The sequence below is a fragment of the Kitasatospora sp. NPDC005751 genome (assembly GCF_040630835.1).
Lineage (GTDB): Bacteria > Actinomycetota > Actinomycetes > Streptomycetales > Streptomycetaceae > Kitasatospora.
Window position 1 is genome coordinate 1 of record NZ_JBEXYC010000011.1, and the last position, 25,558, is coordinate 25,558.

At 73.9% G+C, this 25,558-nt stretch carries 21 protein-coding genes, 1 tRNA gene, 1 pseudogene and 1 riboswitch; of the genes and pseudogenes, 17 read left to right on the plus strand and 6 right to left on the minus strand.

The features are described 5' to 3' along the window. Positions 1 to 117: 117 nt before the first annotated feature. The gene (gene murA, locus ABZ497_RS13465) at positions 118 to 1,458 is read right to left on the minus strand and encodes a UDP-N-acetylglucosamine 1-carboxyvinyltransferase (RefSeq protein ID WP_329487877.1); all 1,341 of its coding nucleotides are present in this window, start codon (positions 1,456 to 1,458) and stop codon (positions 118 to 120) included. Positions 1,459 to 1,782: 324 nt separating this feature from the next. Here murA and ABZ497_RS13470 point away from each other — a divergent pair, with 324 nt between their 5' ends. The 6 genes and pseudogenes from ABZ497_RS13470 to ABZ497_RS13495 all read left to right on the plus strand — a co-directional run bounded on the left by ABZ497_RS13470 (position 1,783) and on the right by ABZ497_RS13495 (position 9,315). Further along, positions 1,783 to 2,367, plus strand: a complete 585-nt coding sequence (locus tag ABZ497_RS13470) for a YqgE/AlgH family protein (protein WP_329487876.1) — start codon at positions 1,783 to 1,785, stop codon at positions 2,365 to 2,367. Positions 2,368 to 2,477: 110 nt separating this feature from the next. Next, entirely contained in the window at positions 2,478 to 2,759 is a 282-nt protein-coding gene (locus ABZ497_RS13475) for a DUF3039 domain-containing protein (RefSeq protein ID WP_329487875.1), read from the plus strand. Between the two features lie 177 nt (positions 2,760 to 2,936). Continuing rightward, the gene (locus ABZ497_RS13480) at positions 2,937 to 4,547 is read left to right on the plus strand and encodes a beta-N-acetylhexosaminidase (protein WP_329487874.1); all 1,611 of its coding nucleotides are present in this window, start codon (positions 2,937 to 2,939) and stop codon (positions 4,545 to 4,547) included. Between the two features lie 321 nt (positions 4,548 to 4,868). Next, positions 4,869 to 5,735 carry an FAD binding domain-containing protein gene (locus tag ABZ497_RS13485; protein WP_329492115.1) on the plus strand — a complete coding sequence of 289 codons (867 nt, stop codon included), beginning with the start codon at positions 4,869 to 4,871 and terminating at the stop codon, positions 5,733 to 5,735. A 77-nt stretch (positions 5,736 to 5,812) separates the two neighbouring features. After that, positions 5,813 to 6,259, plus strand: a pseudogene (locus ABZ497_RS13490) ((2Fe-2S)-binding protein); the annotation flags it as partial. A 728-nt stretch (positions 6,260 to 6,987) separates the two neighbouring features. Beyond that, positions 6,988 to 9,315, plus strand: a complete 2,328-nt coding sequence (locus ABZ497_RS13495; RefSeq protein WP_329487873.1) for a xanthine dehydrogenase family protein molybdopterin-binding subunit — start codon at positions 6,988 to 6,990, stop codon at positions 9,313 to 9,315. 132 nt (positions 9,316 to 9,447) lie between these two features. On the opposite strand, the gene ABZ497_RS13500 is transcribed toward ABZ497_RS13495, so the two are convergent. Then, a tRNA-Cys gene (locus ABZ497_RS13500) sits at positions 9,448 to 9,522 on the minus strand. Between the two features lie 234 nt (positions 9,523 to 9,756). Beyond that, a riboswitch (guanidine-III (ykkC-III) riboswitch) is annotated at positions 9,757 to 9,822 on the plus strand. A gap of 43 nt (positions 9,823 to 9,865) precedes the next feature. Between ABZ497_RS13500 and ABZ497_RS13505 the strand changes: the two genes are divergently transcribed. Both ABZ497_RS13505 and ABZ497_RS13510 read left to right on the plus strand, forming a co-directional pair. Further along, positions 9,866 to 10,180 (plus strand): SMR family transporter, encoded by a 315-nt coding sequence (locus tag ABZ497_RS13505; protein ID WP_329487872.1) that lies wholly within the window; start codon positions 9,866 to 9,868, stop codon positions 10,178 to 10,180. Positions 10,181 to 10,287: 107 nt separating this feature from the next. Further along, positions 10,288 to 11,730 carry an MFS transporter gene (locus ABZ497_RS13510; RefSeq protein ID WP_359804895.1) on the plus strand — a complete coding sequence of 481 codons (1,443 nt, stop codon included), beginning with the start codon at positions 10,288 to 10,290 and terminating at the stop codon, positions 11,728 to 11,730. 2 nt (positions 11,731 to 11,732) lie between these two features. Here ABZ497_RS13510 and ABZ497_RS13515 read toward each other — a convergent pair whose 3' ends face one another. Beyond that, a complete protein-coding gene (locus ABZ497_RS13515; protein ID WP_329487870.1) occupies positions 11,733 to 13,013 on the minus strand; it encodes a hypothetical protein in 1,281 nt (426 codons plus the stop codon). Positions 13,014 to 13,407: 394 nt separating this feature from the next. Between ABZ497_RS13515 and ABZ497_RS13520 the strand changes: the two genes are divergently transcribed. The 3 genes from ABZ497_RS13520 to ABZ497_RS13530 are packed head-to-tail and all read left to right on the plus strand — an operon-like array spanning position 13,408 to position 17,941. Then, positions 13,408 to 14,052 (plus strand): class F sortase, encoded by a 645-nt coding sequence (locus tag ABZ497_RS13520; protein ID WP_329487869.1) that lies wholly within the window; start codon positions 13,408 to 13,410, stop codon positions 14,050 to 14,052. Continuing rightward, positions 14,049 to 15,374, plus strand: coding sequence for an alpha/beta hydrolase-fold protein (locus tag ABZ497_RS13525; protein ID WP_359804897.1), 1,326 nt, complete (start codon positions 14,049 to 14,051; stop codon positions 15,372 to 15,374). Before ABZ497_RS13520 ends, ABZ497_RS13525 begins: the two co-directional genes overlap by 4 nt. Next, positions 15,371 to 17,941: a DUF2156 domain-containing protein gene (locus ABZ497_RS13530; RefSeq protein WP_359804899.1), complete on the plus strand. Its 2,571-nt coding sequence runs from the start codon at positions 15,371 to 15,373 to the stop codon at positions 17,939 to 17,941. The genes ABZ497_RS13525 and ABZ497_RS13530 overlap by 4 nt, the downstream gene beginning before the upstream one ends. Before the next feature lie 91 nt (positions 17,942 to 18,032). Here the strand turns inward: ABZ497_RS13530 and ABZ497_RS13535 are convergent, their stop codons facing one another. Next, the gene (locus ABZ497_RS13535; RefSeq protein WP_329487866.1) at positions 18,033 to 18,482 is read right to left on the minus strand and encodes an SsgA family sporulation/cell division regulator; all 450 of its coding nucleotides are present in this window, start codon (positions 18,480 to 18,482) and stop codon (positions 18,033 to 18,035) included. A gap of 326 nt (positions 18,483 to 18,808) precedes the next feature. Between ABZ497_RS13535 and ABZ497_RS13540 the strand changes: the two genes are divergently transcribed. The 5 genes from ABZ497_RS13540 to ABZ497_RS13560 all read left to right on the plus strand — a co-directional run bounded on the left by ABZ497_RS13540 (position 18,809) and on the right by ABZ497_RS13560 (position 23,505). Continuing rightward, positions 18,809 to 20,641 carry a DEAD/DEAH box helicase gene (locus ABZ497_RS13540; protein WP_329492114.1) on the plus strand — a complete coding sequence of 611 codons (1,833 nt, stop codon included), beginning with the start codon at positions 18,809 to 18,811 and terminating at the stop codon, positions 20,639 to 20,641. 259 nt (positions 20,642 to 20,900) lie between these two features. Beyond that, a complete protein-coding gene (locus tag ABZ497_RS13545) occupies positions 20,901 to 21,140 on the plus strand; it encodes a TM2 domain-containing protein (RefSeq protein ID WP_329487865.1) in 240 nt (79 codons plus the stop codon). A 2-nt stretch (positions 21,141 to 21,142) separates the two neighbouring features. Continuing rightward, positions 21,143 to 21,634, plus strand: coding sequence for a DUF2752 domain-containing protein (locus tag ABZ497_RS13550; protein WP_359804902.1), 492 nt, complete (start codon positions 21,143 to 21,145; stop codon positions 21,632 to 21,634). A gap of 389 nt (positions 21,635 to 22,023) precedes the next feature. Continuing rightward, the gene (locus ABZ497_RS13555) at positions 22,024 to 22,674 is read left to right on the plus strand and encodes a helix-turn-helix domain-containing protein (protein ID WP_329487863.1); all 651 of its coding nucleotides are present in this window, start codon (positions 22,024 to 22,026) and stop codon (positions 22,672 to 22,674) included. Positions 22,675 to 22,698: 24 nt separating this feature from the next. Then, positions 22,699 to 23,505 (plus strand): S16 family serine protease, encoded by an 807-nt coding sequence (locus ABZ497_RS13560; RefSeq protein WP_359804904.1) that lies wholly within the window; start codon positions 22,699 to 22,701, stop codon positions 23,503 to 23,505. Between the two features lie 37 nt (positions 23,506 to 23,542). Here ABZ497_RS13560 and ABZ497_RS13565 read toward each other — a convergent pair whose 3' ends face one another. Then, the gene (locus ABZ497_RS13565) at positions 23,543 to 24,109 is read right to left on the minus strand and encodes an Lrp/AsnC family transcriptional regulator (protein WP_359804906.1); all 567 of its coding nucleotides are present in this window, start codon (positions 24,107 to 24,109) and stop codon (positions 23,543 to 23,545) included. A gap of 203 nt (positions 24,110 to 24,312) precedes the next feature. Between ABZ497_RS13565 and ABZ497_RS13570 the strand changes: the two genes are divergently transcribed. Continuing rightward, positions 24,313 to 24,843 carry a VOC family protein gene (locus tag ABZ497_RS13570; RefSeq protein ID WP_329487860.1) on the plus strand — a complete coding sequence of 177 codons (531 nt, stop codon included), beginning with the start codon at positions 24,313 to 24,315 and terminating at the stop codon, positions 24,841 to 24,843. 31 nt (positions 24,844 to 24,874) lie between these two features. Here ABZ497_RS13570 and ABZ497_RS13575 read toward each other — a convergent pair whose 3' ends face one another. Further along, positions 24,875 to 25,450, minus strand: coding sequence for a hypothetical protein (locus ABZ497_RS13575; RefSeq protein WP_359804908.1), 576 nt, complete (start codon positions 25,448 to 25,450; stop codon positions 24,875 to 24,877). Positions 25,451 to 25,558: the final 108 nt, after the last annotated feature.

Here is a 25,558-nt window from a genome sequence, read left to right on the forward strand (position 1 = left end):
TCAGCCGCCCCTCCCCCACCAGGCGGACCAGGGTGGCGAGGTCCTCACCGTCGGGTACGTCGGAGTCCGTGTAGTGGAAGTGCCGGAGGGCTCCCCGAAGGGAACCCGGCCGCCGGGTCAGGCGGTGACCAGCCGCTCGTTGGGCAGCTCGACGTGGGCGCCCAGGTCGCGCAGCTTCTCCATGAAGTTCTCGTAGCCGCGGTTGATCAGGTCGATGCCGTGGACGGTCGAGGTGCCCTCGGCCGCCAGCGCCGCGATCAGGTACGAGAAGCCGCCGCGCAGGTCCGGGATGACCAGCTCGGAGCCCATCAGCTTGGACGGGCCGGAGACGACCGCGGAGTGCAGGAAGTTGCGGGCGCCGAAGCGGCACGGGGTGGCGCCCAGGCACTCGCGGTAGAGCTGGATGTGCGCGCCCATCTGGTTCAGCGCCCCGGTGAAGCCCAGCCGCGACTCGTACACCGTCTCGTGCACGATGGACAGGCCGGTCGCCTGGGTCAGCGCGACGACCAGCGGCTGCTGCCAGTCGGTCTGGAAGCCGGGGTGCACGTCGGTCTCCAGGGCGATCGCCTTGAGCTCGCCGCCCGGGTGCCAGAACCGGATGCCCTCGTCGTCCACCTCGAAGGCGCCACCGACCTTACGGAAGGTGTTGAGGAAGGTCATCATCTCCAGCTGGCGGGCGCCGCGGACGTAGATGTCGCCCTTGGTGGCCAGCGCCGCGCAGGCCCAGGAGGCGGACTCCAGGCGGTCCGGCAGGGCGCGGTGGTTGTAGCCGGAGAGCTCGTCCACACCGGTGATCAGGATCGTCCGGTCGGTGCCCATGGTGATGATCGCGCCCATCTTCTGCAGCACGCAGATGAGGTCGACGATCTCGGGCTCCACGGCCGCGTTGCGCAGCTCGGTGACGCCCTCGCAGAGGACGGCGGTGAGCAGCACCTGCTCGGTCGCGCCGACCGAGGGGTAGGGCAGCTCGATCCGGGTGCCGCGCAGGCGCTGCGGGGCCACCAGGTAGGTGCCCTGCGGGTGCTTCTCGATGCTGGCGCCGAACTGGCGCAGCACCTCGAAGTGGAAGTCGACCGGGCGGCCGCCGATGTCGCAGCCGCCGAGGCCGGGGATGAAGGCGTGGCCGAGGCGGTGCAGCAGCGGGCCGCAGAAGAGGATCGGGATGCGCGAGGAGCCGGCGTGCGCGTCGATGTCGGCGACGTTGGCGCTCTCCACGTGGGAGGGGTCGAGGATCAGCTCGCCGTCCTCGTCACCGGTGCGCACGGTGACCCCGTGCAGCTGGAGCAGGCCGCGGACCACCTTGACGTCGCGGATGTCCGGGACGTTGCGCAGTCTGCTGGGGCCCTGCCCGAGGAGGGCGGCGACCATGGCCTTGGGGACCAGGTTCTTCGCACCGCGGACGCGGATCTCGCCTTCGAGCGGGTTTCCGCCGTGGACCAGCAGGACGTCGTCGGTCATCGTTCTCGCAATCCGGGGTGCCAGAGGAGTGGGTGCGGCTCCGGGTGGGAGCCGGGCGGTGGACCGGTCGTACGGGCGCGCTCGGGCCCCCGGCGTGACCGAGTCGGCACCGCATAAGGGCGTCCACCATCAGTAGATGGTAGTAGGCGTATCGGTGGTTCCCGTCTGCCTCTCCCGTGATGGTGCTCCCGTCCGGGGGTGTCGCGCCCGCCGGTGCGTCCGTACGGGTGTTCGCGCCGCCGTCCGCGGCGGGTGGCGGCCCCTCGCCGGCCGGCTTCGCGTCGAGGTGTCCGGCCCCGGTGGTTCTGCGGGATCATGTGAGACATGACGGCGGCCCATACGCACGGAGGCCGGTCGCACACCGGCCGATTGCTCGTCGCTACGCCCGTGCTCACCGATCCGAACTTCGCCCGGGCGGTGGTGCTCCTCCTCGACCACGACGCCGAGGGGGCGCTCGGTGTGGTCCTCAACCGGCCGACGCCGGTCGAGGTGGGCAGCGTGCTGGACGGCTGGGGCGGTCTCGTCGGGCACCCCGCCGTGGTGTTCCAGGGCGGGCCGGTGGCGCTGGACTCCGCGCTCGGCCTGGCGGTGGCGCCGGGGGAGCCGGAGACCGTGGAGCCGCTCGGCTGGCGCCGGGTGCACGGGGCGATCGGCCTGGTGGACCTGGAGGCGCCGCCCGAGGTGCTGGCCGGTGAGCTCGGCGGCCTGCGGATCTTCGCCGGGTACGCGGGCTGGTCGCCGGGGCAGCTGGAGGCGGAGCTGGGCACCGGGGCCTGGTACCTGGTCGACTGCGAGCCGGGGGACATCTCCAGCCCCGAGCCGGAGCGGCTGTGGCGCGCCGTGCTGCGCCGCCAGCGCGGCCCGTTGGCGCTGCTCGCGACGTACCCGGACGACCCCACGCTGAACTGACCCGAGGGCCGGCCGGCGGGCCGGTCCGCGCCGCCCGCGGCGGCCCCGCGGGCGCGGCCGCCGGCGCGACACTGGCCCGGTTTCCCGGGGCGCCCATAGACTTGGCACCTATGAGCACTCTTGAGCCCGAGCGCGGCCTCGGCACCGGCACCCTGGTCGAGCCCGTCCCCCAGGTGTCCCACGGGGACGGCGACCACGAGCGCTTCGCGCACTACGTCCAGAAGGACAAGATCATGGAGAGTGCGCTCTCCGGGTCTCCCGTGGTGGCGCTCTGCGGCAAGGTCTGGGTGCCCGGGCGCGACCCGAAGAAGTACCCGGTCTGCCCGATGTGCAAGGAGATCTACGACGGCATCGGCAAGCCCCAGGACGGCAAGGGCGGCGACGACAAGTAGCCCGGCCGCCCGGCCCGGGACGGCGCCGACCCGTCCGCACACGGCACCGTTCCGCACGTCGCTGTTCTGCACTGCGCCGTTCTGCACTGCGCTGTTCTGCACGGTGCCGTTTTGCACTGTGCGGCATTGTGCAAAGTGGTCTATGCCAATTGACCGGGCCGGGGGCAGGATGGCGGAATGGACCTCATTCCCGCCCCCTTGAGTTCCGTCCGCCTCCAGGACCAGGACTTCCCCCTCGACCGCTCCACCACCCTGACCGCGCCGCCGGAGCTGTCCGGGGCCGAGCGGTGGCTGCGCACCGCGCTGACCGCCGCCACCGGACTGCCGCTCGGTCCCGGGCGGCCCGGCGAGGGCATCGAACTGGTCCACGACGCGGCACTGGCCGGTGAGGCGTACCGGCTCTCGGTGCGCCCCGGCCGCGCCGTGGTCACCGCCGGCGGCCCGGCCGGCGCGCTCTGGGGCGCGCAGACCCTGCGCCGCCTGCTCGGCCCGGACGCCTACCGCCGGGCGCCGCTGCGCGACACCGGCTGGGTGCTGCCCGGCGTCGACATCGAGGACGCCCCCCGCTTCGGCTGGCGCGGCGCGCTGCTGGACGTCGCCCGCCACTTCCTGCCCAAGTCCGACGTGCTGCGCTTCATCGACCAGCTCTCCGCGCACAAGCTCAACGTGCTCCACCTGCACCTGACCGACGACCAGGGCTGGCGGGTGGAGATCAAGCGCTACCCGAAGCTCACCGAGCTGGCCTCCTGGCGGGAGCGCTCGATGGTCGGCTACCGCTCCGCCCAGCGCCGCGACGACCGCCCGCACGGCGGCTTCTACACCCAGGACGACCTGCGCGAGATCGTCGCGTACGCCGCCGAACGGGCGATCACCGTCGTCCCGGAGATCGACCTTCCGGGTCACTCCCAGGCCGCGATCTCCGCCTACCCCGAACTGGGCAACACCGACGTGGTGGACACCGCCGCCCTCGGGGTGTGGACGGACTGGGGCGTGAGTCACAACGTGCTCAACCCCTCCGAGGCCACCGTCCGCTTCTTCGAGGGGGTGCTGGAGGAGGTCCTGGAGCTCTTCCCGTCGGAGTTCGTCCACCTGGGCGGCGACGAGTGCCCGAAGGAGCAGTGGAAGGACAGTGCCGCGGCCCAGGAGCGGATCCAGGAGCTCGGGCTGAGCAACGAGGACGAGCTGCAGAGCTGGGTGATCCGGCACTTCGACCGCTGGCTGGCCGAGCGCGGGCGCCGGCTGATCGGCTGGGACGAGATCCTGGAGGGCGGGCTGGCACCCGGTGCGGCGGTCTCCTCCTGGCGCGGCTACGGGGGCGGGATCGCCGCCGCGCAGGCCGGGCACGACGTGGTGATGTGCCCCGAGCAGCACGTGTACCTGGACCACCGGCAGGCCCCGGGCGAGGACGAGCCGGTCCCGGTCGGCTTCGTCCGCACCCTGGAGGACGTGTACCGCTTCGAGCCGGTGCCGGCGCAGCTCGACGAAGCCGCGGCCCGCCGGGTGATCGGCACCCAGGCCAACCTGTGGAGCGAGTTCATGGACAGCGCCCGGGACGTCGACTACCGGGCCTTCCCCCGGCTCGCGGCCTTCTCGGAGGTGGCCTGGTCCGCGCTGCCCGCCGACCCGGCCGAGCGCGACTACGCGGGCTTCGAGCGGCGGATGGAGTCGCACCGGGCCGTGCTGGACGCGCTCGGCGTCGAGTACCGCCCGGTCGACGGGCCGCACCCCTGGCAGCGCCGGCCCGGGGTGGCGGGCCGTCCGATCGAGGGTGCGCCGCCGGCGGTCTGACCACGATCGGCCACCGGGCTCCATGGCGACCGGGAACTTTTGAGTGGTCATCCGACGTCAAGAACAGATGAACATCTGCTCCGGTCCGGTTTCGGGCCGGAGCAGATACCGCCCGGTATGCGTCTCAATCGGGCAGTTCCGTTCGCCCGCCCCGAAATGATCATCGAGCATTGTGTGCCAGAGTTGCCCAACCCGGCCCGATCGCCCGTACCCTACGGGCCAGGCCGGGCTGCCGACGCGGACACCCCGGCCGAGGGCCGCGGGCGGCAGGCGATCGATGAGCAAGTGGAGCACGGTGGGACCCAGGTGAACCGGACGATCATGCTGCCGGCCTCCCTCGACGAGGCCGTCGACGCGCTGGCCGCCACCCCGGCCGCGGTGCCGGTGGCCGGCGCCACCGACCTGATGGAGGCCGTCAACGCCGGGCGGTTGCGCCCCGCGGCCCTGATCGGCCTCGGCCGGATCACCGAGCTGCGCGGCTGGCGCTACGAGGACGGCGGCACCGCCGTGCTCGGCGCCGGGCTCACCCACGCCCGGATGGACCGCCCCGACTTCGCGGCCCTCATCCCCGCCCTGGCCGACGCGGCCCGGACCGCGGGCCCCCCGCAGGTGCGCAACGTCGGCACCCTCGGCGGCAACATCGTCACCGCCGCGCCGGCCGGCGACACCCTCCCGGTGCTGGCCGCGCTGGAGGCCACCGCGACCCTCGCCCGGGCCGGCGCCACCCGCGAGGTCCCGGTCAGCCACCTGCTCACCGGCCTCGACCCGCTGCGCCCCGGTGAGCTGCTCACCTGGGTGCGCGTCCCGCTGCTGCACGCCCCGCAGGTCTTCCTCAAGGCCACCGGCCGCAGCGGCCCGGCCCGCGCCACCGCCTCCGTCGCGCTCGTCCTCGACCCCGCCCGGCGCGCCGTGCGCTGCGCCGTCGGAGCCGTCGCCCCGGTGCCGCTGCGCCCGCTGGAGGCCGAGGCCTGGGTGGCCGGCTGCATCGACTGGGACGGCAGCCGCGAGATCGACCCCACCGCGACGGCCGCCTTCGGCGAGTACGTGGCCGCCGCGTGCGTACCCGACAGCTACGGCGCCGAGGGCGCCTGGGAGGCCGTGACCGAGGGGCCGAGCGCGGCCGCCGTTCGGCTGCGGCGTACCGTATCGGTGCTGGCCCGCCGGGCACTGGGAAGGGCGCTGAAGTGACCACTGACCCCATCGGAACCCTCGACGCCGGCCCGTTCGACCACGCGCCGCAGGTCAGCCGCGAGCTGCGCCCCTGCGCCTCGTACACCCTGCGGGTCAACGGTTTCGAACGGCCCGTCACCGACGCCTGGATCGGCGAGAGCCTGCTGTACGTGCTGCGCGAGCGGCTCGGGCTGGCCGGCGCCAAGGACGGCTGCGAGCAGGGCGAGTGCGGCGCCTGCTCGGTCCAGGTGGACGGCCAGCTGGTGGCCGGCTGCCTGGTGCCCGCCGCGCTGGCCGCGGACAGCGAGATCAACACCGTCGAGGGCCTCTCGGCCGGCGGCGGCGCCAGCGAGGTCCAGCAGGCGCTGGCCGAGTCCGGCGCGGTGCAGTGCGGCTACTGCACGCCCGGCATGGCGATGGCCGTGCACGACCTGCTCCAGCGCAACCACCGGCCCACCGAGGTCGAGGCCCGCCAGGCGCTCTGCGGCAACCTCTGCCGCTGCACCGGCTACCGGGGCGTGCTGGCCGCGGTGCAGTCCGTCGCCGACGCCCGCGCCCTGGAGGCCGAGGAGGCGGAGGAGGCCCACGCGGCGGCCGCCGGGGCGGCCGCGCCCGCCGGCGACGCCCCCGCGGGCGGGGCACCGGCGCCCGAGCCGGCCGCCCGGGTCGCCGACCTGCCGGTCTACACCGACGCCGACGCCTGGATCGAGCACGTCCCGCAGTCGCACGGCTCGCAACCGCACGCCCCGCAGCCGCCCGTCGAGGAGGCCCCGGCCACCGGCGGGGCGGGCCCGGGCGTGCCCTACGGCGCCCCCGAGGGCCACGGCGGCTACGACACCGGCGTGTACGACACCGCGGTGCTCACCCCCGTCACCGGCATCCCCGCCCAGGCGGCCGGCGAGGGGCAGGGCTACTACCCGCCGCAGGGCTACCCCGAGCAGCAGCCCTACCAGGGCGCCCCCGCACCCGGTGGCTACCTGCCCGGCGGCTACCCGGACGGGGGCTACCCGCAGCAGTCCGGCTACGACGCCTCCCCGTACGACGGCCCGGTCTACGAGCAGACCCCGGCGCACGGCATCCCGGCCCCCGGCGGCGGGTTCGACGGCACGGCCCCGAACGGGGCCGGGTACGACGGCACGCCCGCCCACGGCACGCCGTACGCGCACACGCCCCCGCACGGGGTCCCGGTCGAGGGCGTCGCCCCCGCCGGCGTCCCGTACGGTGCCACCCCCGCCCACGGCATCCGGCTCCCCGAGGACGACCACGCATCATGACGTCGCCTACCGACATCGGCGCAGCACCCCAGCAGGACGGCGACGAGGGCGGCGCACGGGAGCCGTTCGGGCTGGGCAGCTCCCCGCTGCGCAGCGACGCCCTGCCGAAGGCGCTCGGCATCTACCCGTACGCCGCCGACCTCTGGGCCGAGGGCCTGCTCTGGGGCGCGGTGCTGCGCTCCCCGCACCCGCACGCCCGGATCAGGGGCATCGACACCTCGGCCGCGCTCGCGCTGCCGGGCGTGCACGCGGTGGTCACCTCCGCCGACCTGCCGCCCGGGCCGGACGGCACCCCCGACGGCGCCCCGGCCGGGCCGATCGTCGCGGACCGGCCGGTGCTGGCCGCCGGTGTGGTGCGCCACCACGGCGAGCCGGTCGCCGCGGTCGCCGCCGACCACCCGGACACCGCCCGGCTGGCGGTCGGTCTGATCACCGTCGAGTACGAGCCGCTGGAGGCGGTGACCGATCCCGAGCAGGCCTTCACCGCCGGCCCGCTGCACCCGGACGGCAACCTCTTCCGGCACCTGCCGCTGCGCACCGGGGACCCGGACGCGGCCGGCGAGGTCATCGTCGAGGGTCTCTACCAGGTCGGCCGCCAGGACCCGGCGCCGCTCGGCGCGGAGGCCGGTCTGGCCGTGCCGCGCCCGGACGGCGGCGTCGAACTGCACCTGTCGTCCACCGACCCGCACGGCGACCGCGACCGCACCGCCGCCTGCCTCGGCCTGGAGCCGGACCGGGTCCGACTGGTGGTCACCGGCGTGCCCGGCGCCACCTCGGACCGCGAGGACCTCTCCTTCCAGGTGACCCTGGCGCTGCTGGCGCTGCGCACCGGCCGCCCGGTGAAGATGACCCTCACCCGCGAGGAGTCGTTCCACACCCACACCTCCCGCCACCCGGCGCTGCTGCGCTACCGCCACCACGCCGACGCCGAGGGCAAGCTGGTCAAGGTGGAGGCGCAGATCCTGCTGGACGGCGGCGCCTACGCGGACGTCTCGGCCGAGGCGCTGGCCGCCGCCACCGCCTTCTCGGTCGGGCCCTACGTCTGCCCGAACGTCTTCGTGGACGCCTGGGCGGTGCGCACCAACAACCCGCCGGCCGGCCGGATGCGCGGCGAGGGCGCCCTGCAGGCCTGCTTCGCCTACGAGTCGCAGCTGGACCAGCTGGCGGCCCGGGTCGGCGTGGACCCGGTGGAGATCCGCCGGCGCAACGCGATGGCGACCGGAGACCCGATGCCCACCGGACAGGCCGTCACCTGCCCCGCGCCGGTGGCCGCGCTGCTGGACGCGGTCGCCGAGGAGCCGCTGCCCCCGCTGCCGGTGGACGACCCGGACGCCGAGTGGCTGCTGCCGGGCGGGCCCGGCGGAGCCGGCGACCCGGCGGCGGTGCGCCGCGGCATCGGCTACGCGGTCGGCATGGTGCACATGCTGGGCGCCGAGGGCGAGGACGAGGTCTCCACCGCGACGGTGCGGGTCAGCGGCGACCACGCCACGGTGATCTGCGCCGCCGTCGACTCCGGGCAGGGCTTCGCCACCCTGGCGCGGCAGATCGTGCAGTCGGTGCTGGGGATCAACGAGGTCTACATCGCACCGGCCGACAGCGACCAGTCGATCGCCGGGCCCGCCGCCCGGGGTCGGCACACCTGGGTCTCCGGCGGCGCGGTCGAGCGGGCCGCGCTGATGGTCCGCCACCAGTTGCTCCAGCCGATCGCCGCCGACTTCGGGATGTCGGTCGAGCTGCTGCAGATCTCCGACGGAAAGATCACCTCCTACGACGGCGTGCTCGGTATGCCGGTCGCCGAGGCGCTGGAGGGCAAGGAGCTCTGGGCGACCGCGCAGTGCCGCCCGCACCCGACCGAGCCGCTGGACGAGGCCGGGCACGGTGACGCCTTCGTCTCCATCGCGTTCTGCGCGATGCGCGCGGTGGTGGACGTGGACATCGAGCTGGGCGCGGTCCGGGTGGTGGACGTGACGGTGGCCCAGGACGTCGGCCGGGCGCTCAACCCGCGTCAGATCGAGGACCGGATCGAGGCGGGCGTGGCCCAGGGCGTGGGGCTGGCGCTGCTGGAGGACCTGCGCACCGAGGGCGGCCTGCTGCTGAACCCCTCGCTCACCGGCTACCGGCTGCCGACCGCCCTGGACACCCCGGAGGTCCGCATCGCCGCCCTGGTCGAGGAGCGCGACGTGGTCGCCACCTTCGGTGCCAAGGCGGTCAGCGCGGCCCCCGCGGTGGTCGCCCCGGCCGCCGTGGCCGCCGCCGTCCGGGCCGCGACCGGCCTGCCCGTCGGGCGGCTGCCGATCCGGCCCGAGGACGCCGTCGCCGGCTGACCGCGGGGCGGGGCACCCGCCCCGCCCCCGGGGTGAATTCCCGGCGGTACTCCGGGGGCCCGGAATATCCGGCCGGGAGAACGCCGAACAGCCGGTCCGCGAATTCTTCGCGGACCGGCGCATTCATTTCGGTGGAGGCCATGACGGGAATCGAACCCGTGTAAACCGCTTTGCAGGCGGTTCCCTAAACCACTCGGGCACACGGCCGTGGGAGGAGCTGTTTCGCAGATGCGCTCAGGCGTGGCGGCAACAGCGACAGGCGCGACAACACCGGGGAGCCGCGGCACAGGCGCGGGGCGCGAGAAGGGCCACCGTCTTCCTGTTCATTGCCGACTCCTGTCGTCGTTCGCCGTGTTGGTGAATTCATCTTGGCGGAATGGCGGGCGGCCCGTCAATGTCCTTGTGTAAATTCTGTGTGGCGGGTCGTGCTACCGTCGAAAGCAGGTGGCCGGACTCCGGCCACTCCGGACGAGCGCGTCGTACCCGGTGACGACAAGACGGCGCAGCACAGCGGCAACCCGGCCGCTGCTGACTGCGGAGGTCCCTCGTCATGGCATGGCTCGTTCTCATCGTCTCCGGTGTCCTGGAGACCGTCTGGGCGGTGGCCCTGGACTCGTCCAAGGGCTTCTCCCGGCTCGTCCCCACCGTGGTCTTCGCCGTCGCGCTGGCGCTCAGCATGGGCGGTCTGGCGTACGCGATGCGCTCCATCCCGATCGGCACCGGCTACGCGGTCTGGGTCGGCATCGGCGCGGTCGGTACGGCGCTCTACGGCATGGCCGTCCTGGGGGACGCGGTCACCGCGGCGCGGATCGGCTGCCTGCTGCTGATCGTCTCCGGCGTGGTGGGACTCAAGGTGCTGCACTGAGCGGGTCGCCCCACGGGCCGGGGCCCCGGTCCCAGGCCCTGCGGACCACGCGGAACCGGTCCACCGGTCAGGGGTCATGGTGCCCTACGGGCCTTACGATATGACCCATGACCACAGCCTCCGCCACCTCGGTCGACTCCGGCCCGACACCCCCCGACGAGACCGACCCCGGTGGCGGCGTGCTCACCGGCCGCTACCGGGCGCTGACCCTGGGGATCGTCTCGGTGGTCCTGCTGCTCGCCTTCGAGGCGACCGCCGTCAACACCGCGATGCCGGTGGCGGCCCGCCAGCTGGACGGGCTCCCGCTGTACGCCTTCGCCTTCTCCGGGTACTTCACCACGACGCTGTTCGCCCTGGTGGTCTCCGGCCAGTGGTGCGACCGGCGGGGTCCGCTGCGACCCCTGTTCACCGGCATCGCGGTGTTCGGGGCCGGTCTGGTGGTGGCCGGGGCGGCGCCCGGCATGTGGGTCTTCGTGGCCGGCCGGGCGATCCAGGGCCTGGGCGGCGGGCTGGTGATCGTCGCGCTGTACGTGGTGGTCGGCCGGGCCTACCCGGAGCGGCTGCGGCCGTCGGTGTTCGCGGCCTTCTCCTCGGCCTGGGTGCTGCCCTCGATCGTCGGCCCGGTGGTCTCCGGCGCCGTCACCGACCACCTGGGCTGGCGCTGGGTGTTCCTCGCCGTCCCGGTGCTGATCCTGCTGCCGCTCGCGGTGATGGGGCCGGCGCTGCGCCGCTCCGAGCGCGAGCAGCCGGTGCTGAAGGGCGCGGAGTTCGACCGCCGCCGGAGCAGGATGGCCGCGATGGCGGCCCTGGGCGCCGGTCTGCTGCAGTACGCCGGCCAGCGGTTGGACCTGATCGGGCTGCTCCCGGCGTTCGCGGGGGTGGCGCTGCTGGTGCCCGCCGTCCTGGGGCTGCTGCCGGCCGGGACGCTGCGGGCCGCGCGCGGGCTGCCGACGGTGATCCTGCTGCGCGGCGTGGCCGCCGGGGCGTTCTTCGCGGCGGAGGCGTTCATCCCGCTGATGATGGTGACCCAGCGCGGCCTGTCGCCGACGCTGGCCGGTCTGACCCTGACCAGCGGCGGTCTCTCCTGGGCGCTCGGCTCCTGGCTGCAGGGCCGGCCGGGCGCGGAGCCGTACCGGGAGGCGATGATCCGCTGGGGCTTCCTGCTGACGGCGGTGGCGATCGCGGGGGCGGCGCTGGTGCTGGTCCCGGCGGTGCCGGCCTGGGTGGCGGCGGCGGCCTGGGGTGTCGGCGGGATCGGGATGGGGCTGACGGTGGCGAGTGTCAGCGTGCTGATGATGAAGCTGTCGACGCCCGAGGACGCCGGGGCCAACTCCGCCTCGCTGCAGATGAGCGACGCGCTCGGCAACGTCCTGCTGGTGGGGCTGTCCGGGGTGCTCTTCTCGGCGCTGGGCGGCGGCTCGGTGGCCGCCGCCCACGGGGGCGCCGAGGGCTCCGGTTCGGTCGGCGCGTTCACCGTGATCTTCCTGACCATGACGGGCGTGGCGCTGGTGGGCGCGCTGCTCGGCGGCCGGGTCCGGAAGACGGCGTAGCGTCAGCCGGCGGCGGCACCGGCCGGCGCGGGGGAGCCGAGGAAGGTCTCCCAGCCGCCGGTCGGCGCCTGGCCGACGGCGAGGCCCTGCAGCTTGCGGAGCACCGCCGGGTCCTGGGCGTCCAGCCAGTCGACCAGCTGGCGGAACGAGACCAGCCGCACCCCGGGCTTGCCGGCGATCTCCTTGAGCGCGTCCTCGACGGCGTTCATGTAGATGCCGCCGTTCCACTGCTCGAAGTGGTTGCCGATGACGAACGGCGCCCGGTTGCCGTTGTAGGCGCGCTCGAAGCCCATCAGGTAGGAGTCCCTGGCCTGGGTCTGGTACGCGGCGTGCAGCGAGGGGTCGGCCTTGGTGTTGCTGCCGGACTGGTTGAACATGATGTTGTAGTCCATCGACAGCACCTGGAAGGTGTGCCCGGGGAAGGGGATGGACTGCAGCGGGAGGTCCCAGAGCGCCCCGCCCTGGATCTTCTGCGGCCAGACCTGCGTCCCGTTGCCGCTGCTGTCGTAGCGCCAGCCGCGCTTGACGGCGGTCGGCAGCAGGTTGCGCTGGCCCTCCAGGCACGGGGTGCGGCTGCCGATCAGCTCCTTGCGGTAGTCGAAGGGCAGCGCCGGCAGGTCGGTGAAGCCGGTGGTGGTCTTCCAGTTGGTGACGAAGTCCATCGCCTGCTGGATCTCGCTGTCCCACTCCTGCGGCGACCACTGCCCGACGCCGGTGGCGCCGCAGAAGTGCCCGTTGAAGTGGGTGCCGATCTCGTGCCCCTCCAGCCAGGCCGCGTGCAGGTTCTCCAGGGTGTCGTGGATGTGCTGGTCCGACAGGTAGCCGATGTCGGAGGCGCCGACCTTGTGCTGCGGCGGACGGTAGAGGTCCTTCTTGGCCTCGGGCAGCAGGTAGAGGCCGCTCAGGAAGAAGGTCATCGACGCGTTGTGCTCCTGCGCCAGCCGGCGGAACCGGCGGAACAGGCCGTTGTCCAGTTCGCCGGCGCCGTCCCAGGAGAAGACCACGAACTGCGGCGGGCGCTCGCCGAGCTTCAGCGGCTCGACGGCGGGCTGGTTCGGCTGCGCACCGGTGTCCGAGGTGGAGCCGTCGCCGATCAGCGTGACGGGGGCCTTCGGGGGTGCGGAGCCCGGGCCGGCGTGGTCCGCCGCGGGGCTGGCCGGGGCCGGTTCCGGGGTCGCCGCCTGCGCTCCGCCGGCGCCGCCCTTGGTGCCGCAGCCGGCCGTGAGGGCGGCTGCGGTCGCGGCTCCGGCGGCCAGTAGGGTGCGGCGGGAGAGAGCGTCCATGGTCACTCCGTTCGTGGGGCGTGCGGCGGACCGGAGGCGCCCGGTCGGACAAGTGCGGTGATAGGCCTGTGAACGGGGTCAGCATGGCATGCGGACACGATCGGTCGGTGATCCACCACGAACGGTCGCAACTGATCGCCCGATTGGTGCAACCGGACAGGTGTCCGAGATTGTCGATGGTCATGCAGGTGGACTCGGGAGTGGTCCGTCCGGCGGGATCCGGTCTCTCCCCGTGTTCGCCCCCCTACCCGGAGCACGGATCGGGCCGGTAGCCCTGCCGATCGGGGGGTGTCGATAGGACCATCGTATGGACGTGCCTTAAGGTCCAATCCGGTTGAATTGTTCCCAGGAAACTCTCAGGAACGATCGAGCTGTCAGCAGAGGGGAGCGCCGGGTGGGCGCCCAGCAGAGCAGGAGCCCGTGGCCGGGTACCCTGGCGGTCGGCGCCGCGATCGTCCTCGGGGCCTGGCTGCTGAACGACGGGGGCCACGCCGCACTGCCTCCGGCCCCCGGTGCGGGACAGTCCCTCTCCGGCTTCGCCCCGGTCTCCGTCGTCCCCCCGCTCGGCCCCTCCGCCCCGACCCGGATCAGGATCCCCGCCGTCAAGCTCGACGCCCCCGTCACCGGACTCGGACTGGACGGCGACGGCCGCCTCCAGACGCCCCCGGCGGCCGACCGCAACCTCGCCGGCTGGTACCGCGGCGGCGCCACCCCCGGTCAGCGCGGCACCGCGATCCTCGCGGGGCACGTCGACAACCAGAGCGGGCCCGCCGTCTTCTATCATCTGGGCGCGCTGCACCGCGGCGACCGGATCGAGATCGCCCGCGAGGACGGCGCGACCGCCGTCTACCAGCTCTACGCCATCGAAGTGCACGACCGAAAGGACTTCCCGGACGACCGGGTGTACCGCCAGGCCGCCGACGCCCAGCTCCGGGTGATCACGTGCGGCGGCGGGTACAGCGAGGAACACGGCTACCAGGGAAACGTGGTCGCCTACGGATTCCTGGCCGACACCACCCGGCCGGGGACACGTACATGACCACCGCCACGCTCGCCGTCCAATGGAATCCGATCGACTGGCCGCTGACGCACGGCCCGATCCCGCTCGCCGTGCTCGTCGCCGGCTGGGGCTCGCTGCTCCTGCTCGCGCTGGCCCGCGGCCGAAGCTGGTGGAACCGCCGGCTGCCCGCCGCGCTGTTCAGCGCCGCCGCGCTCAGCCTGGTGCTGGACGTCGTCGTGGACGACTGGTGGCACCCCTTCCCGGAGGGCCTGCCCCGCTACGTCACCTGGTGGATCGCCGTCGCGCTCCTCGGACTCTGCCTGGCCGGCTTCCGGATGCCCCGGCTCGGCCGGCGCGGCAAGCTGCTGGCGGTCGCCGCCGGAGCGCTGGTGCTGCTGATGGCCTCCTCCCAGGTCAACCGCGGGTTCGGCCAGTACCCCAGCGGCCGCGTCATGCTCGCGCCCTGGCTCTCCAAGACCCAGGGCCTCACCACCGGCTTCGACGCCCGGACGGTGAGCCCGCCCCCCGGCAAGGTGCTCGCCGACGTCTGGCAGGCGCCGCCCGGGCTGCCCGCCAAGGGCACCGTCTCGATCGAGCCGATACCGGGCGGCAAGTCCGGCTTCAAGGCCCGCGACGCGTACATCTACCTGCCGCCCGCCTACCAGGCCAGCCCGCGCCCGCTGCTGCCGGTGGTGGTCCTGGTCACCGGCCAGCCCGGCAACCCGGGCGACTGGGTGCTCGGCGGCCAGGTGAACGAGGCGCTGGACGCCTTCGCCGCCGAGCACGACGGCCTGGCCCCGATCGTGGTGATGCCCGACCAGCTCGGGTCGATCTGGAACAACACGCTCTGCATGGACTCCAAGCTCGGCAACGTGCAGACCTACCTGGCCGAGGACGTGCCGAACTGGGTGCACCAGCACCTCCAGGCCGCCAAGGGCCGGGGCTCCTGGTCCATCGGCGGCGCCTCGATGGGCGGCACCTGCGCGCTCCAGATGGCCGTCAACGCCCCCGACGTCTACGGCTCGTTCCTCGACATGTCCGGGCAGGAGGAACCCACCCTGGGTACCCGGGAGCAGACCGTCGCCGCCGCCTTCGGCGGTGACCACGCCAAGTTCGACGCGATCGACCCGCTGCAGGTGATGCGGCGCAAGCGGTTCCCGGACACGGCGGCGGCGATCGTCGTCGGCCGCACCGACGGCGAGTTCCGCCCGCAGCAGGAGAAGGTCTACCAGGCGGCGCTCGACGCCGGGATGAAGGCGAGGTTCGATCTGATGCCGGGTGGGCACGGCTGGGTGGTGTTCCGGCCCGGAATCGTCGACCAACTGCCGTGGCTGGCCCAACAGACGGGATTGATCCGGTGATCCGGCTCAGCGCGGCTCCGGCGGTCGTCGCCGCCCGCGAACGCGAGCGCGAGCGTGAACGCGCGCACGACCACGGCCCCGGGCCGGTACCGGTGGCGACCGCCCCCGAGCCGGCCCCCCAGCCCGGGCGGCAGGCCGTCACCGGGATCGCCGACCGGCTGCGCGCCGCGCCGCTGACCCTGGCGCTGCTCGGCCTGCTCTGGACGGTCGGCGCCGCCACCGGCAGCCTGGCCGGCGGCCCCTCCCGGGGCCTGCTGGCCCAGATCGGCGTCGGCCTGCCCACCCTCGGCGAGGGCCGCTGGTGGACGCCGTTCACCTCGCTGCTCTGGTGCTCCAGCGCGGGCTCGTACGTCTTCACCAGCCTGCTGCTGCTCCTGGTCGGCCCGGCCGCCGAGAGCCGGCTCGGCCGGCGCCGGACCCTCCTGGTGCTGGTCGGCGGGCAGGTGCTGGGCACCCTGCTCGGCACCGGACTGGTCGCCTTCGGCGCACGGGCCGGCGAGCAGTGGACCCTCGCCGTCGACGACCAGACCGCGACCGGCCCGGTCGTCGGCCTGTTCGCGCTGGCCGGCGTGCTCGGCTACCGGCTCACCGTGCTCTGGCGCCGCCGGCTGCACCTGCTGGTGGTGCTCGTCCCGCTGGTGATGACGCTGTACGTCGGCCACCTGCAGAGCGTGCAGCGCAGCGCCGGCGCGCTGCTCGGCCTCGGCATCGGCGCGCTGCTCGCCCGGCGCCGATGGCAGCTGCGCCCGCACCGCTCCTCGCACACCGAGACCCGGGTGCTGGTCGCGCTCTGCCTGGTGGCCGCCGCCCTCGGGCCGCTGGTCGCCTCGCTGTACGACAACGCGGCGGGGCCCTTCAACACCTTCTCCGAGCTGTACTTCTCGCACCGGCTCTCCCCGGACGAGGTCGCCGACTTCTGCGCGATGTCCGCCCACGACTGCGCCCGCGCGCACGCCGTCGAGCGGATATTCGACACCCCGGCGCGGCTGATGGCCGCGCTCTTCCCGGCCCTGCTGCTGGTCCTCGCCGAGGGCCTGCGCCGCGGCCTGCGGCTGGCCTGGCGGATCACCGTCGCCACCGAACTGCTCTGGGCGGCGCTGCTGCTCTGGCTGTTCGCCGGCACCGGCACCGGCGCCGGCGACGTGGTGCAGTACTTCGTCGAGGCGCTGCTGCTGCCGCTGCTCACCACCGGCCTGCTGCTGGCCACCCGGCACCGGTTCGGGCTGCGGCTGCCGGCCGCGGTGCTGCGCCGGCTCGCCCTCGTCACCGGCGGGGCGGCGCTGGCCGCGGCGGCCGCGTACGTGGGGTTCGGCCGGCTGGTGGCCGGCGAGTTCGACCCCCGCGCCGGGGTGGGCGGCCTGGTCGCCGGACTGCCGGCGCAGTTCCTGCCGCCCGCCTACAACGACCTGCTGCCCGACTACCCGATAGCGGTCGGCCCGCCGGCCCGCCTCCTGGAGACGTACTGCGGCCTGGCGTTCTGGGTGGTCGCGCTGACCACCCTGCTGGTCGCCTTCCGCCGCCCGGTGGTGCACGCCGACGCCGAGGACGCCGCCCGCGCCCGCGCGCTGCTCACCGCGCACGGCGGCGGCACGCTGTCCTTCATCACCACCTGGGACGGCAACCACTACTGGTTCGACGAGGAGGGCCGGGCCGCCGTCGCCTACCGGGTGCTCTCCACCGTGGCGCTGACCACCGGCGACCCGTTCGGCGAGCCGGAGGCCCGACGACGGGCGGTGGCCGGCTTCGCCCGGTACTGCGACACCCGCGGCTGGACGCCCTGCTTCTACAGCGTCACCCCGGAGACCAGCGACGCCGCCGGGCAGCTCGGCTGGCGCTCGCTCCAGGTGGCGGAGGACACCGTGGTCGCCCTGCCCGGACTGGCCTTCACCGGCCGCAAGTGGCAGGACATCCGGACCGCCCTCAACAAGGCGGGCAAGCAGGGCATCACCGCCGAGTGGTGGGCCTACCACGACGCGCCGCTCGCCCTGCGCGACCAGATCCGCTCGATCTCGGAGGAGTGGGTCTCCGAGAAGGGCCTGCCCGAGATGGGCTTCACCCTCGGCGGCCTGGAGGAGCTGGACGACCCGGCGGTCCGGCTGCTGGTCGCCGTCGACGGCGACCGCGTCGTGCACGGGCTGACCAGCTGGATGCCGGTCTACGAGGACGGGGTGCCGGTCGGCTGGACGCTGGACTTCATGCGCCGCCGCTCGGACGGCTTCCGGGGGGTCACGGAGTTCCTGATCGCCTCGGCCGCGCTCGGCTTCAAGGAGGAGGGCGCGCGCTTCGTCTCGCTCTCCGGCGCGCCCCTGGCCCGCTCCGGGCAGGACGCGCCGCCCACCGGGCTGCAGCGCACGCTGGACTGGATGGGCCGGGTCCTGGAGCCGGTCTACGGGTTCCGCTCCCTGCTGGCCTTCAAGGCGAAGTTCCAGCCGGAGTACCGGCCGCTGTACATGGCGTACCCCGATCCGGCGGCGCTGCCCAGCATCACCCGGGCGATAGGGAAGGCCTACCTGCCGCACCTGACGGCGGCGCAGGGCGTCCGGCTGATGCGCCGGCTCTCCTCCTGAACCGCTCCGCTCCCGGCCCGCCGGGACGCCCGCCCGGGCCTCGGCCCCGGGCGGGCGCCGGCGGGCGCGCCACCGCCCCCGCCGGCGCCGGTCAGCCCAGGAGCTCGGCGAGGGCGCGGTCGGCGTCCAGGTGGCGGTGCTCCTCGCCCTCGGGAACGACCAGCCGGCTGTGCCAGAGGAAGCGCCGCAGGTCGGCGGTGTCGAACCGGACCAGCGCGGTGCCCTCGGCCGCGCGCAGCTCGACCATGGTGCGCCGGCCGGGGGCCGGCCGGACGTGGACGTCGCCGTCGCCGGCGGCCAGCTCCAGGCCGGCCGACAGCAGCTGCCGGGCGAAGACCCACTCGATGTCCGGGCCGGCGTCCCGGCCGGAGCCCGGCCCGGCGCCGTCGCCCGGTTCGTCCAGCGAGAACTCGGCGGGGAAGCCCATCCGGACGGCAAGCGGGTCCTCCCGGCGGTAGCCGAGGGCGACCCGCAGCCGGACCGACCGGTGGGCGGACAGGATCAGACGGGCCTGGACGGTCTCTTCGACGGTGGCGTGCACGGCGCGCCCTTTCTGGGGGAGTGAGGTCTTCGCGGTGGCATGAGGCCGGGGTGGCGGCTGTGGAGGGTGGGGCGGCCTCACTGGAGAGAGTCGGGCGGGGCGGTCGCGCTTACGCGGTTCCGGTGGGTGATTTCCGTGATCCGGGTCACATCGGTTTCCGGCCGTCCGGACGTACCGGAGGTCGAGCCTGGCCGCTCGAACGGCGCCGGACCGGTACGCTGGACCGGTTGTCCGATTGCCGCCCGACCGCGGCCGGGGGCCGCTAAACGGCCTCTGACCTGCGATGATCCCCCTCGGAGACCGTGAGTACTGCCGCCGCCTCCTCGATGCCCCTCTTCTCCGACGCGCAGGAGCCGCACGCGCCCGCCCGGGCCGCAGGCCAAGGCGCGTCGGCCGCTTCGCACCACCTGTCGCCGGCCTTCCCCGGCCGGGCCCCCTGGGGCACCGCCGGCAAGCTCCGGGCCTGGCAGCAGGGTGCGCTGGACAGGTACATCGAGAACCAGCCGCGCGACTTCCTCGCGGTCGCGACCCCGGGCGCCGGTAAGACCACCTTCGCCCTGACGCTGGCCTCCTACCTGCTGCACAACCACCTGGTGCAGCAGATCACCGTCGTCGCGCCGACCGAGCACCTGAAGAAGCAGTGGGCCGAGGCCGCCGCCCGGATAGGCATCAAGCTCGATCCGGCCTACTCCTCGGGCCCGCTCTCCCGCGAGTACCACGGCATCGTGGTCACCTACGCGGGCGTCGGGGTCAACCCGATGCTGCACCGCAACCGGACCGAGGCCCGCAAGACGCTGGTCATCATGGACGAGATCCACCACGCCGGTGACTCGAAGTCGTGGGGCGAGGCCTGCTTCGAGGCCTTCGAGCCGGCCTCCCGCCGGCTGGCGCTGACCGGTACGCCGTTCCGTTCGGACACCAACCCGATCCCGTTCGTCCAGTACGAGGCGGGCGGCGACGGCATCCGCAAGTCGGTCGCCGACTACACCTACGGCTACGGGCACGCGCTCGCCGACCACGTCGTGCGTCCGGTGATCTTCCTGAGCTACAGCGGCAACATGCGCTGGCGCACCAAGTCCGGCGACGAGCTGGAGGCGCGGCTCGGCGAGCCGATGACCAAGGACCTGATCGCCCAGGCCTGGCGCACCGCGCTGGCGCCGCAGGGCGAGTGGATCCCCAGCGTGCTCCAGGCCGCCGACCGGCGGCTGAGCGAGGTCCGCAAGGCGATCCCGGACGCCGGCGGCCTGGTGATCGCCACCGACCAGAACACCGCCCGCGCCTACGCCAAGATCCTCCGGGAGATCAGCGGCGAGAAGGCCACCGTGGTGCTCTCCGACGAGGCGGAGGCGTCCCAGCGGATCTCCGACTTCTCGGCGGGCGACGCGCGTTGGATGGTCGCGGTCCGGATGGTGTCCGAGGGCGTCGACGTGCCGCGGCTGGCCGTCGGGGTGTACGCCACCTCGATCTCCACCCCGCTGTTCTTCGCGCAGGCCGTCGGCCGCTTCGTGCGGGCCCGCAAGCGCGGCGAGACCGCGTCCGTCTTCCTGCCGACCATCCCGACGCTGCTGGGCTTCGCCAACGAGATGGAGCTCCAGCGCGACCACGTGCTGGACCGGCCGAAGAAGGAGGGCGAGGGCCTCTTCGACGAGGAGGACCGGCTGCTCGCCGAGGCCGAGCGGGCCAACGACGGGCCGGACGGCGCGGGCGGCGAGGAGTTCTCCTACGAGGCGATCGGCTCCGACGCGGTCTTCGACCGGGTGCTGTACAACGCCATGGAATTCGGCATGCAGGCGCACCCGGGCAGCGAGGAGGAGGAGGAGTACCTCGGCATCCCGGGCCTGCTGGAGCCGGACCAGGTGCAGATGCTGCTGCAGAAGCGCCAGCACCGCCAGATCCAGCGCAGCAAGGCCAAGCCCGCCGAGGAGGCCGACCTGCTGGAGCTGCCGGCCGAGCAGCGGCCGGTGGTCACCCACCAGGAACTGCGCGAGCTGCGCAAGGAGTTGAACGCGCTGGTGGCGGCCTGGCACCACCGGACGAGCCAGCCGCACGGCACCATCCACAACGAGCTGCGGCGCCAGTGCGGCGGTCCGCTCACCGCCCAGGCGACGGTCAATCAGCTGAAGGCCCGGATCGAGCGGATCCGGGAGTGGGCGAAGTAACGGACGTCGGCGAATTGTCCGGCAACACCCGAAGGTCATGTGACGGTCAGGCGAACGCGAAGAATCTGTGGAGACAGCCGGTGTGATGATCGGCTAGTGTTCCGCGTGCCGCGCCGCCTCCGGGACTGTCGTGGTTGCGCCCCGCCCCGTCCGGACGGTGGCCGCAGCCCCCGGTGAGCCGGGCCGGCAACCTCACCAGTCGAGGCAGCGACCGTCCCGTCGCGAGCTCGAACATGCCGTCACAAGGAGCACACCGAACGTGTCGTACCCGCCCCACGCCCAGCCCGAGCTCTCCGACAAGTCCAAGGTCGTCGCCGGCATCCTGACGATCCTGCTCGGCAGCCTGGGCGTCGGCCGCTTCTACACCGGCCACATCGGCATGGGCATCGCCCAGCTGCTGACCTGCGGTGGTCTCGGTGTCTGGTCGCTGATCGACGGCATCCTGTTCCTCACCAGCAACGACCGCACGGACGCCCAGGGCCGTCTGCTGCGCAGCTGATCTTGCCCAGGCCATTCGCGGCGCGCCGCCCCGGCTCCGGCCGGGGCGGCTTCGCCGCGCCCGGGGCCGACGGCCCCGCCCCCCGGCTGCCGTTCCTCGCCCGGCTGCCCCTCCCGGCCCGGCTGCGCACCGCGGGACCGCCGCTGGCGGTGCTCGGCGGCGGCCTGGCCGGCTGCGCCTACCTGTGGTCGCGCGACCCGCACCTGCCCGGGCAGCTGCTGCCGTTCTGCCCCTGGCACAAGGTCACCGGACTGGACTGCCCCGGCTGCGGCGGCACCCGGATGACGTACGACCTGCTGCACGGCGACCTCGCGGCGGCCTGGCACGACAACGCGGCGCTGTTGCTCTCGCTGCCGCTGGTCGCGCTGCTCTACCTCACCTGGCTGCGGCACGGCCTGGCCGGCCGGAGCTGGCGGCCGACGCTCGGCCGGGGCGGCACGGCCGTGGTGCTGGGCACCGCGGTGGCCTGGACGGTGCTGCGCAACCTGCTCTGAGGCGCGATCTGCTCCGAGCCGCCACCTGCTCCGAGCCGCGCCCGGCGAGCGGCCCCCGCCGCGGCGGGGCTGTCCGAACTTCGGACTGTGGTCGAACTTGTGCCCAGTCCAGAGCTGTGAAATCTGGGTCTTTGTCCGGGTTCGTCATGCGTGACGAAATCGATCATGCCCGAATTTTGGACAACCACTTCCGCCGCGACAATTCCTTCACTACCTTTCCCACACGCTCCCCCGTCGGGTAACCCCCGTCGGGACGGGCGCTGCAGGACCGCCAGGACGTCAAGGACGACACACCGCGGCCCGAGCGCGGCCACCCACCTGCGCGCGACACCTGAGTCCCGGACCGGCGCCGCCGCTCCGGCGGCCGCCGCGGAAAGGACATGCGCGTCGTGACTGCAGAGACCTCCCAGACCCTGGACCGGGGCGTCCGGGTCCTCAAACTCCTCGCCGACTCGGAACGCGGGCTCACCGTCACCGAGCTCGCCGCCCGCCTCGCGGTCAACCGGACCGTCGTCTACCGGCTGCTGGCCACGCTGGAGCAGCACGGGCTGGTCCGCCGCGACATCGGCGGCCGGGCCCGGGTGGGCCTGGGCGTGCTGCGGCTGGCCCACCGGGTGCACCCGCTGCTGCGCGAGGCGGCGCTGCCGGCCCTGCGCAGCCTGGCCGAGGACCTCGGCGCCACCGCCCACCTCACCCTGGTCGACGGCAACGAGGCGCTGGCCGTCGCCGTGGTCGAGCCCAGCTGGACGGACTTCCACGTCGCCTACCGGACCGGGCTGCGCCACCCGCTGGGGGAGAGCGCCGCCGGGCGGGCGATCCTGGAGGCGCGCGGCTTCCCCAGCCAGCGCCGTCCGGAGTCAGGTTTCGTCATCACCCGTGCGGAGGAGCAGTCGGGTGCGAGCGGCGCGGCCGCCGCACTGGTCGGGCTGAGCGGGATCGAGGGCAGCGTCGGCGTGGTGATGCTGAACGGGCTCGTCCCCGAGCGGGTCGGCCCCCGGGTGGTGGAGGCGGCGACCGAGGTCGCCGACGCCCTGCGATAGCGCCGGGTGTGTTTGGATGCCTCTGTGTCCGACACCAAGCTGCCCAAGGCCCTGACCGCCCCCCGCACCCGCGCGCTGGCGCTGTGCGGGGTGCTGGTCGCCGCGCTGTTCGGCGTGGCGGCCTTCGTCCCGCTGCCGTACACGCTCACCTGGCCGGGGGTCACCGCGGACACCCTCGGCAGCTACCAGGACAAGCCGGTGCTGACCGTCACCGGAGCGCCGGTGCGCACCACCGACGGGGAGCTGCGGATGGTGACCATCTCGGCGACCAATCCGGGGGACCGCACCACCTTCTGGCGGTCGCTGCGGGCCTGGTTCGACCAGGACGAGGCGGTGCGTCCGACCGAGACGGTCTACCCGCAGGGCGATCCGGCCGAGGCGCAGGAGGTGACGGCCCAGCAGATGACCGAGTCGCAGGACAGCGCCACCACGGCCGCGCTCTCCTACCTCCACCTCTCGCCCGCCCAGGTGAAGGTGAAGGTCGACCTCGGTGACATCGGCGGCCCGAGCGCGGGCCAGATGCTGGCGCTGGGCATCGTCGACAAGCTGGCCGGCGACGGCAAGGGCGGCGACCTCACCGGCGGGCTGACGGTCGCGGGGACCGGCACCATCGACGACCAGGGCGTCATCGGCCCGGTCGGCGGCGTGCCGCTGAAGACCCAGGCGGCGGCCCGGGACGGCGCGACGGTGTTCCTGCTGCCCAAGGACGAGTGCGCGGACGCCAAGGTCAACCTGCCCGACGGTCTGCGGTTGGTGCCGGTGGGCACGCTGAGCGAGTCGATCTCCGCGCTGGACGCGCTGCGCGGCGGCGGGACCGTCCCCACCTGCTGAGGTCCCGGCGGGCACCGCCGGAGCCGGACCGGACGGGCTACTCGGCCGCGGCCTGGTCCACCAGCGGCAGGATCCGGTACGGCACCGGGTTCTCCAGCGCGATGGCCGTCGAGGAGCGGACGATCCCGTCGAACCCCACCACCCGGTCGATCACGCGCTGCAGATCGGCGTTGGACCGGGCCACGATCCGCACCATCATGTCCCCGTGCCCGGTGATCGTGTGCAGCTCCAGGACCTCCGGCACCGCCGCCAGGTGGGCCCGCACGTCGGCGCCCTGGCCCTGGGAGATCTCCAGCGTGGCGAAGGCCGTCACCGGGTAGCCGAGCGCGGCCGGGTCCACCTCGGGCCCGAAGCCGCCGATCACTCCCTTGGCCTGGAGCCGGTCCAGCCGCGCCTGAACGGTGCCCCGGGCCACCTGGAGGCGGCGCGAGCACTCCAGCACGCCGATCCGCGGCTCCTCCGCCAGCAGCCGGATCAGCCGGCCGTCCAGGACGTCGATCGCGTCGTTGGCGGTACCCGGCGCGGCGGCCGAAGACGCTTGCCCAGGAGTGGAGTTGGGCGATCCGGTGGAGTTCGGGGAACTCGGGGAGTGGGCGGGGGGCATCGCGGGGCTCCGTCCTCCGGTGGGCATTCTGTACAGCGGTGCGGCCGATTCTCCCGCCCCGGCGCACACCTTGACCAGGAGGAAACGGAACAGTTGCGCGCCGGTCGGCCCGGCGCCACCCTCCAGCCACAACCCCGTGAGCCGGTCCCCACACCGGCCCGCGGGGCAGACCGTGGTTGCGCACGCCCACCGGGAGGGCCGTCATGACCGACACCGCCGCCGAACCCCTGCTGTTCACCGCGGGCCTGGAGGAGCCCGACCTCGTCCCGATGGGGCACGCCGACGCGGTGGTCTTCGCCGTCGCCGACGCGGAGCGTGCGGCACGCCGCTACGCCACGGCGCTCGGCCTGCGCTGTACCGCCTACGCCGGGCCCGACACCGGTGAGCCGGAGACCGTCTCCTACGTGCTGCGCGCACCCGGGACCAGGTTCGTGCTGACCTCGCTGGTCCAGGTGATCGGGCCGCGCGGCCGGGAGCTGGCCGGCCACCTGGCCCGGCACGGCGACGGGGTGCTCGACCTCGCCGTAGGCGTACCGGACGTCCACTACGCCTACGACTACGCGGTGGACCGGGGCGCCAGCTCGCTCGCCGAGCCCTACGAGGCGCACGACCGGTACGGGGTGGTGGTGCTGGCCGCGATCGGGGTGCCCGGCGGCACCCGGCACACCCTGGTCGACCGCTCCCGCTACCGGGGCCCGTACCTGCCCGGGTACGTCCCCTTCGACCGGTGGTGACCGGCCGGGGGGACCGCCGGGCGGACGGCGGTCAGCGGACGACCGTCTCCACCGTCGGCGGGTGGCCGTTCCAGGCGACGAAGACCGAGTTGGCCTGGTCGCCCTTGGTGAAGTCCACCCGCATCCACTGCGGGCCGTTCCAGACCTGCATCTGCCAGCCCGGGTCCGGGGTGGCGGAGACCAGCGAGGCGTTGTCCGGCCGGATGTCCAGGGCCACCTTGCCGCCGGGGACGGGGTAACTGCGCACGGTGGACGTGGCGGTCGGGGCGGCGGCCGCGGTCGTCGTGGCGGTGGTGGGCGCGGGACGGCGTGACGCGGGCGGGGTGCCGGGCGCCGCCGCACTGCGCTGGGTGGTCGCCGAGGCCGGCGCGGGCGTCGGGCCGGAGCTCTCCGGCCGAGGCGCGGACGGCTCCTGGGGCGGCGTCGGAACCGGCGCCGACGCGACCGGGGAGCGGGCTCCGCCGGCGGCCGGGGACGGCAGCGGCAGCGCCGTCGGCTGCTCGAACGCGGCGCCGGTCAGCACCGCGTGCACGCCGAACCAGGACAGCGCCACCGCCGCCCCGGTGGCCGCCGCCCAGGCGCCGAGCTGTACCAGTCCGTTCCGCATCGTGCGCACATCCTGCCGTATTCGGGGCCGCCGCAGGTGGGCAGCCCTGCTATTCAGCAGGCAACTTGCACAAAACACCAGGGGACGGAGCGAATCGGTCCGGAGCCG

Coding starts and splice junctions, on each gene's coding strand:
- murA (WP_329487877.1), bottom strand. CDS start 1,458: ATGACCGACGACGTCCTGCTGGTCCACGGCGGAAACCCGCTCGAAGGC.
- ABZ497_RS13470 (WP_329487876.1), top strand. CDS start 1,783: ATGACGGCGGCCCATACGCACGGAGGCCGGTCGCACACCGGCCGATTG.
- ABZ497_RS13475 (WP_329487875.1), top strand. CDS start 2,478: ATGAGCACTCTTGAGCCCGAGCGCGGCCTCGGCACCGGCACCCTGGTC.
- ABZ497_RS13480 (WP_329487874.1), top strand. CDS start 2,937: ATGGACCTCATTCCCGCCCCCTTGAGTTCCGTCCGCCTCCAGGACCAG.
- ABZ497_RS13485 (WP_329492115.1), top strand. CDS start 4,869: ATGCTGCCGGCCTCCCTCGACGAGGCCGTCGACGCGCTGGCCGCCACC.
- ABZ497_RS13495 (WP_329487873.1), top strand. CDS start 6,988: ATGACGTCGCCTACCGACATCGGCGCAGCACCCCAGCAGGACGGCGAC.
- ABZ497_RS13505 (WP_329487872.1), top strand. CDS start 9,866: ATGGCATGGCTCGTTCTCATCGTCTCCGGTGTCCTGGAGACCGTCTGG.
- ABZ497_RS13510 (WP_359804895.1), top strand. CDS start 10,288: ATGACCACAGCCTCCGCCACCTCGGTCGACTCCGGCCCGACACCCCCC.
- ABZ497_RS13515 (WP_329487870.1), bottom strand. CDS start 13,013: ATGGACGCTCTCTCCCGCCGCACCCTACTGGCCGCCGGAGCCGCGACC.
- ABZ497_RS13525 (WP_359804897.1), top strand. CDS start 14,049: ATGACCACCGCCACGCTCGCCGTCCAATGGAATCCGATCGACTGGCCG.
- ABZ497_RS13540 (WP_329492114.1), top strand. CDS start 18,809: ATGCCCCTCTTCTCCGACGCGCAGGAGCCGCACGCGCCCGCCCGGGCC.
- ABZ497_RS13565 (WP_359804906.1), bottom strand. CDS start 24,109: ATGCCCCCCGCCCACTCCCCGAGTTCCCCGAACTCCACCGGATCGCCC.
- ABZ497_RS13570 (WP_329487860.1), top strand. CDS start 24,313: ATGACCGACACCGCCGCCGAACCCCTGCTGTTCACCGCGGGCCTGGAG.
- ABZ497_RS13575 (WP_359804908.1), bottom strand. CDS start 25,450: ATGCGGAACGGACTGGTACAGCTCGGCGCCTGGGCGGCGGCCACCGGG.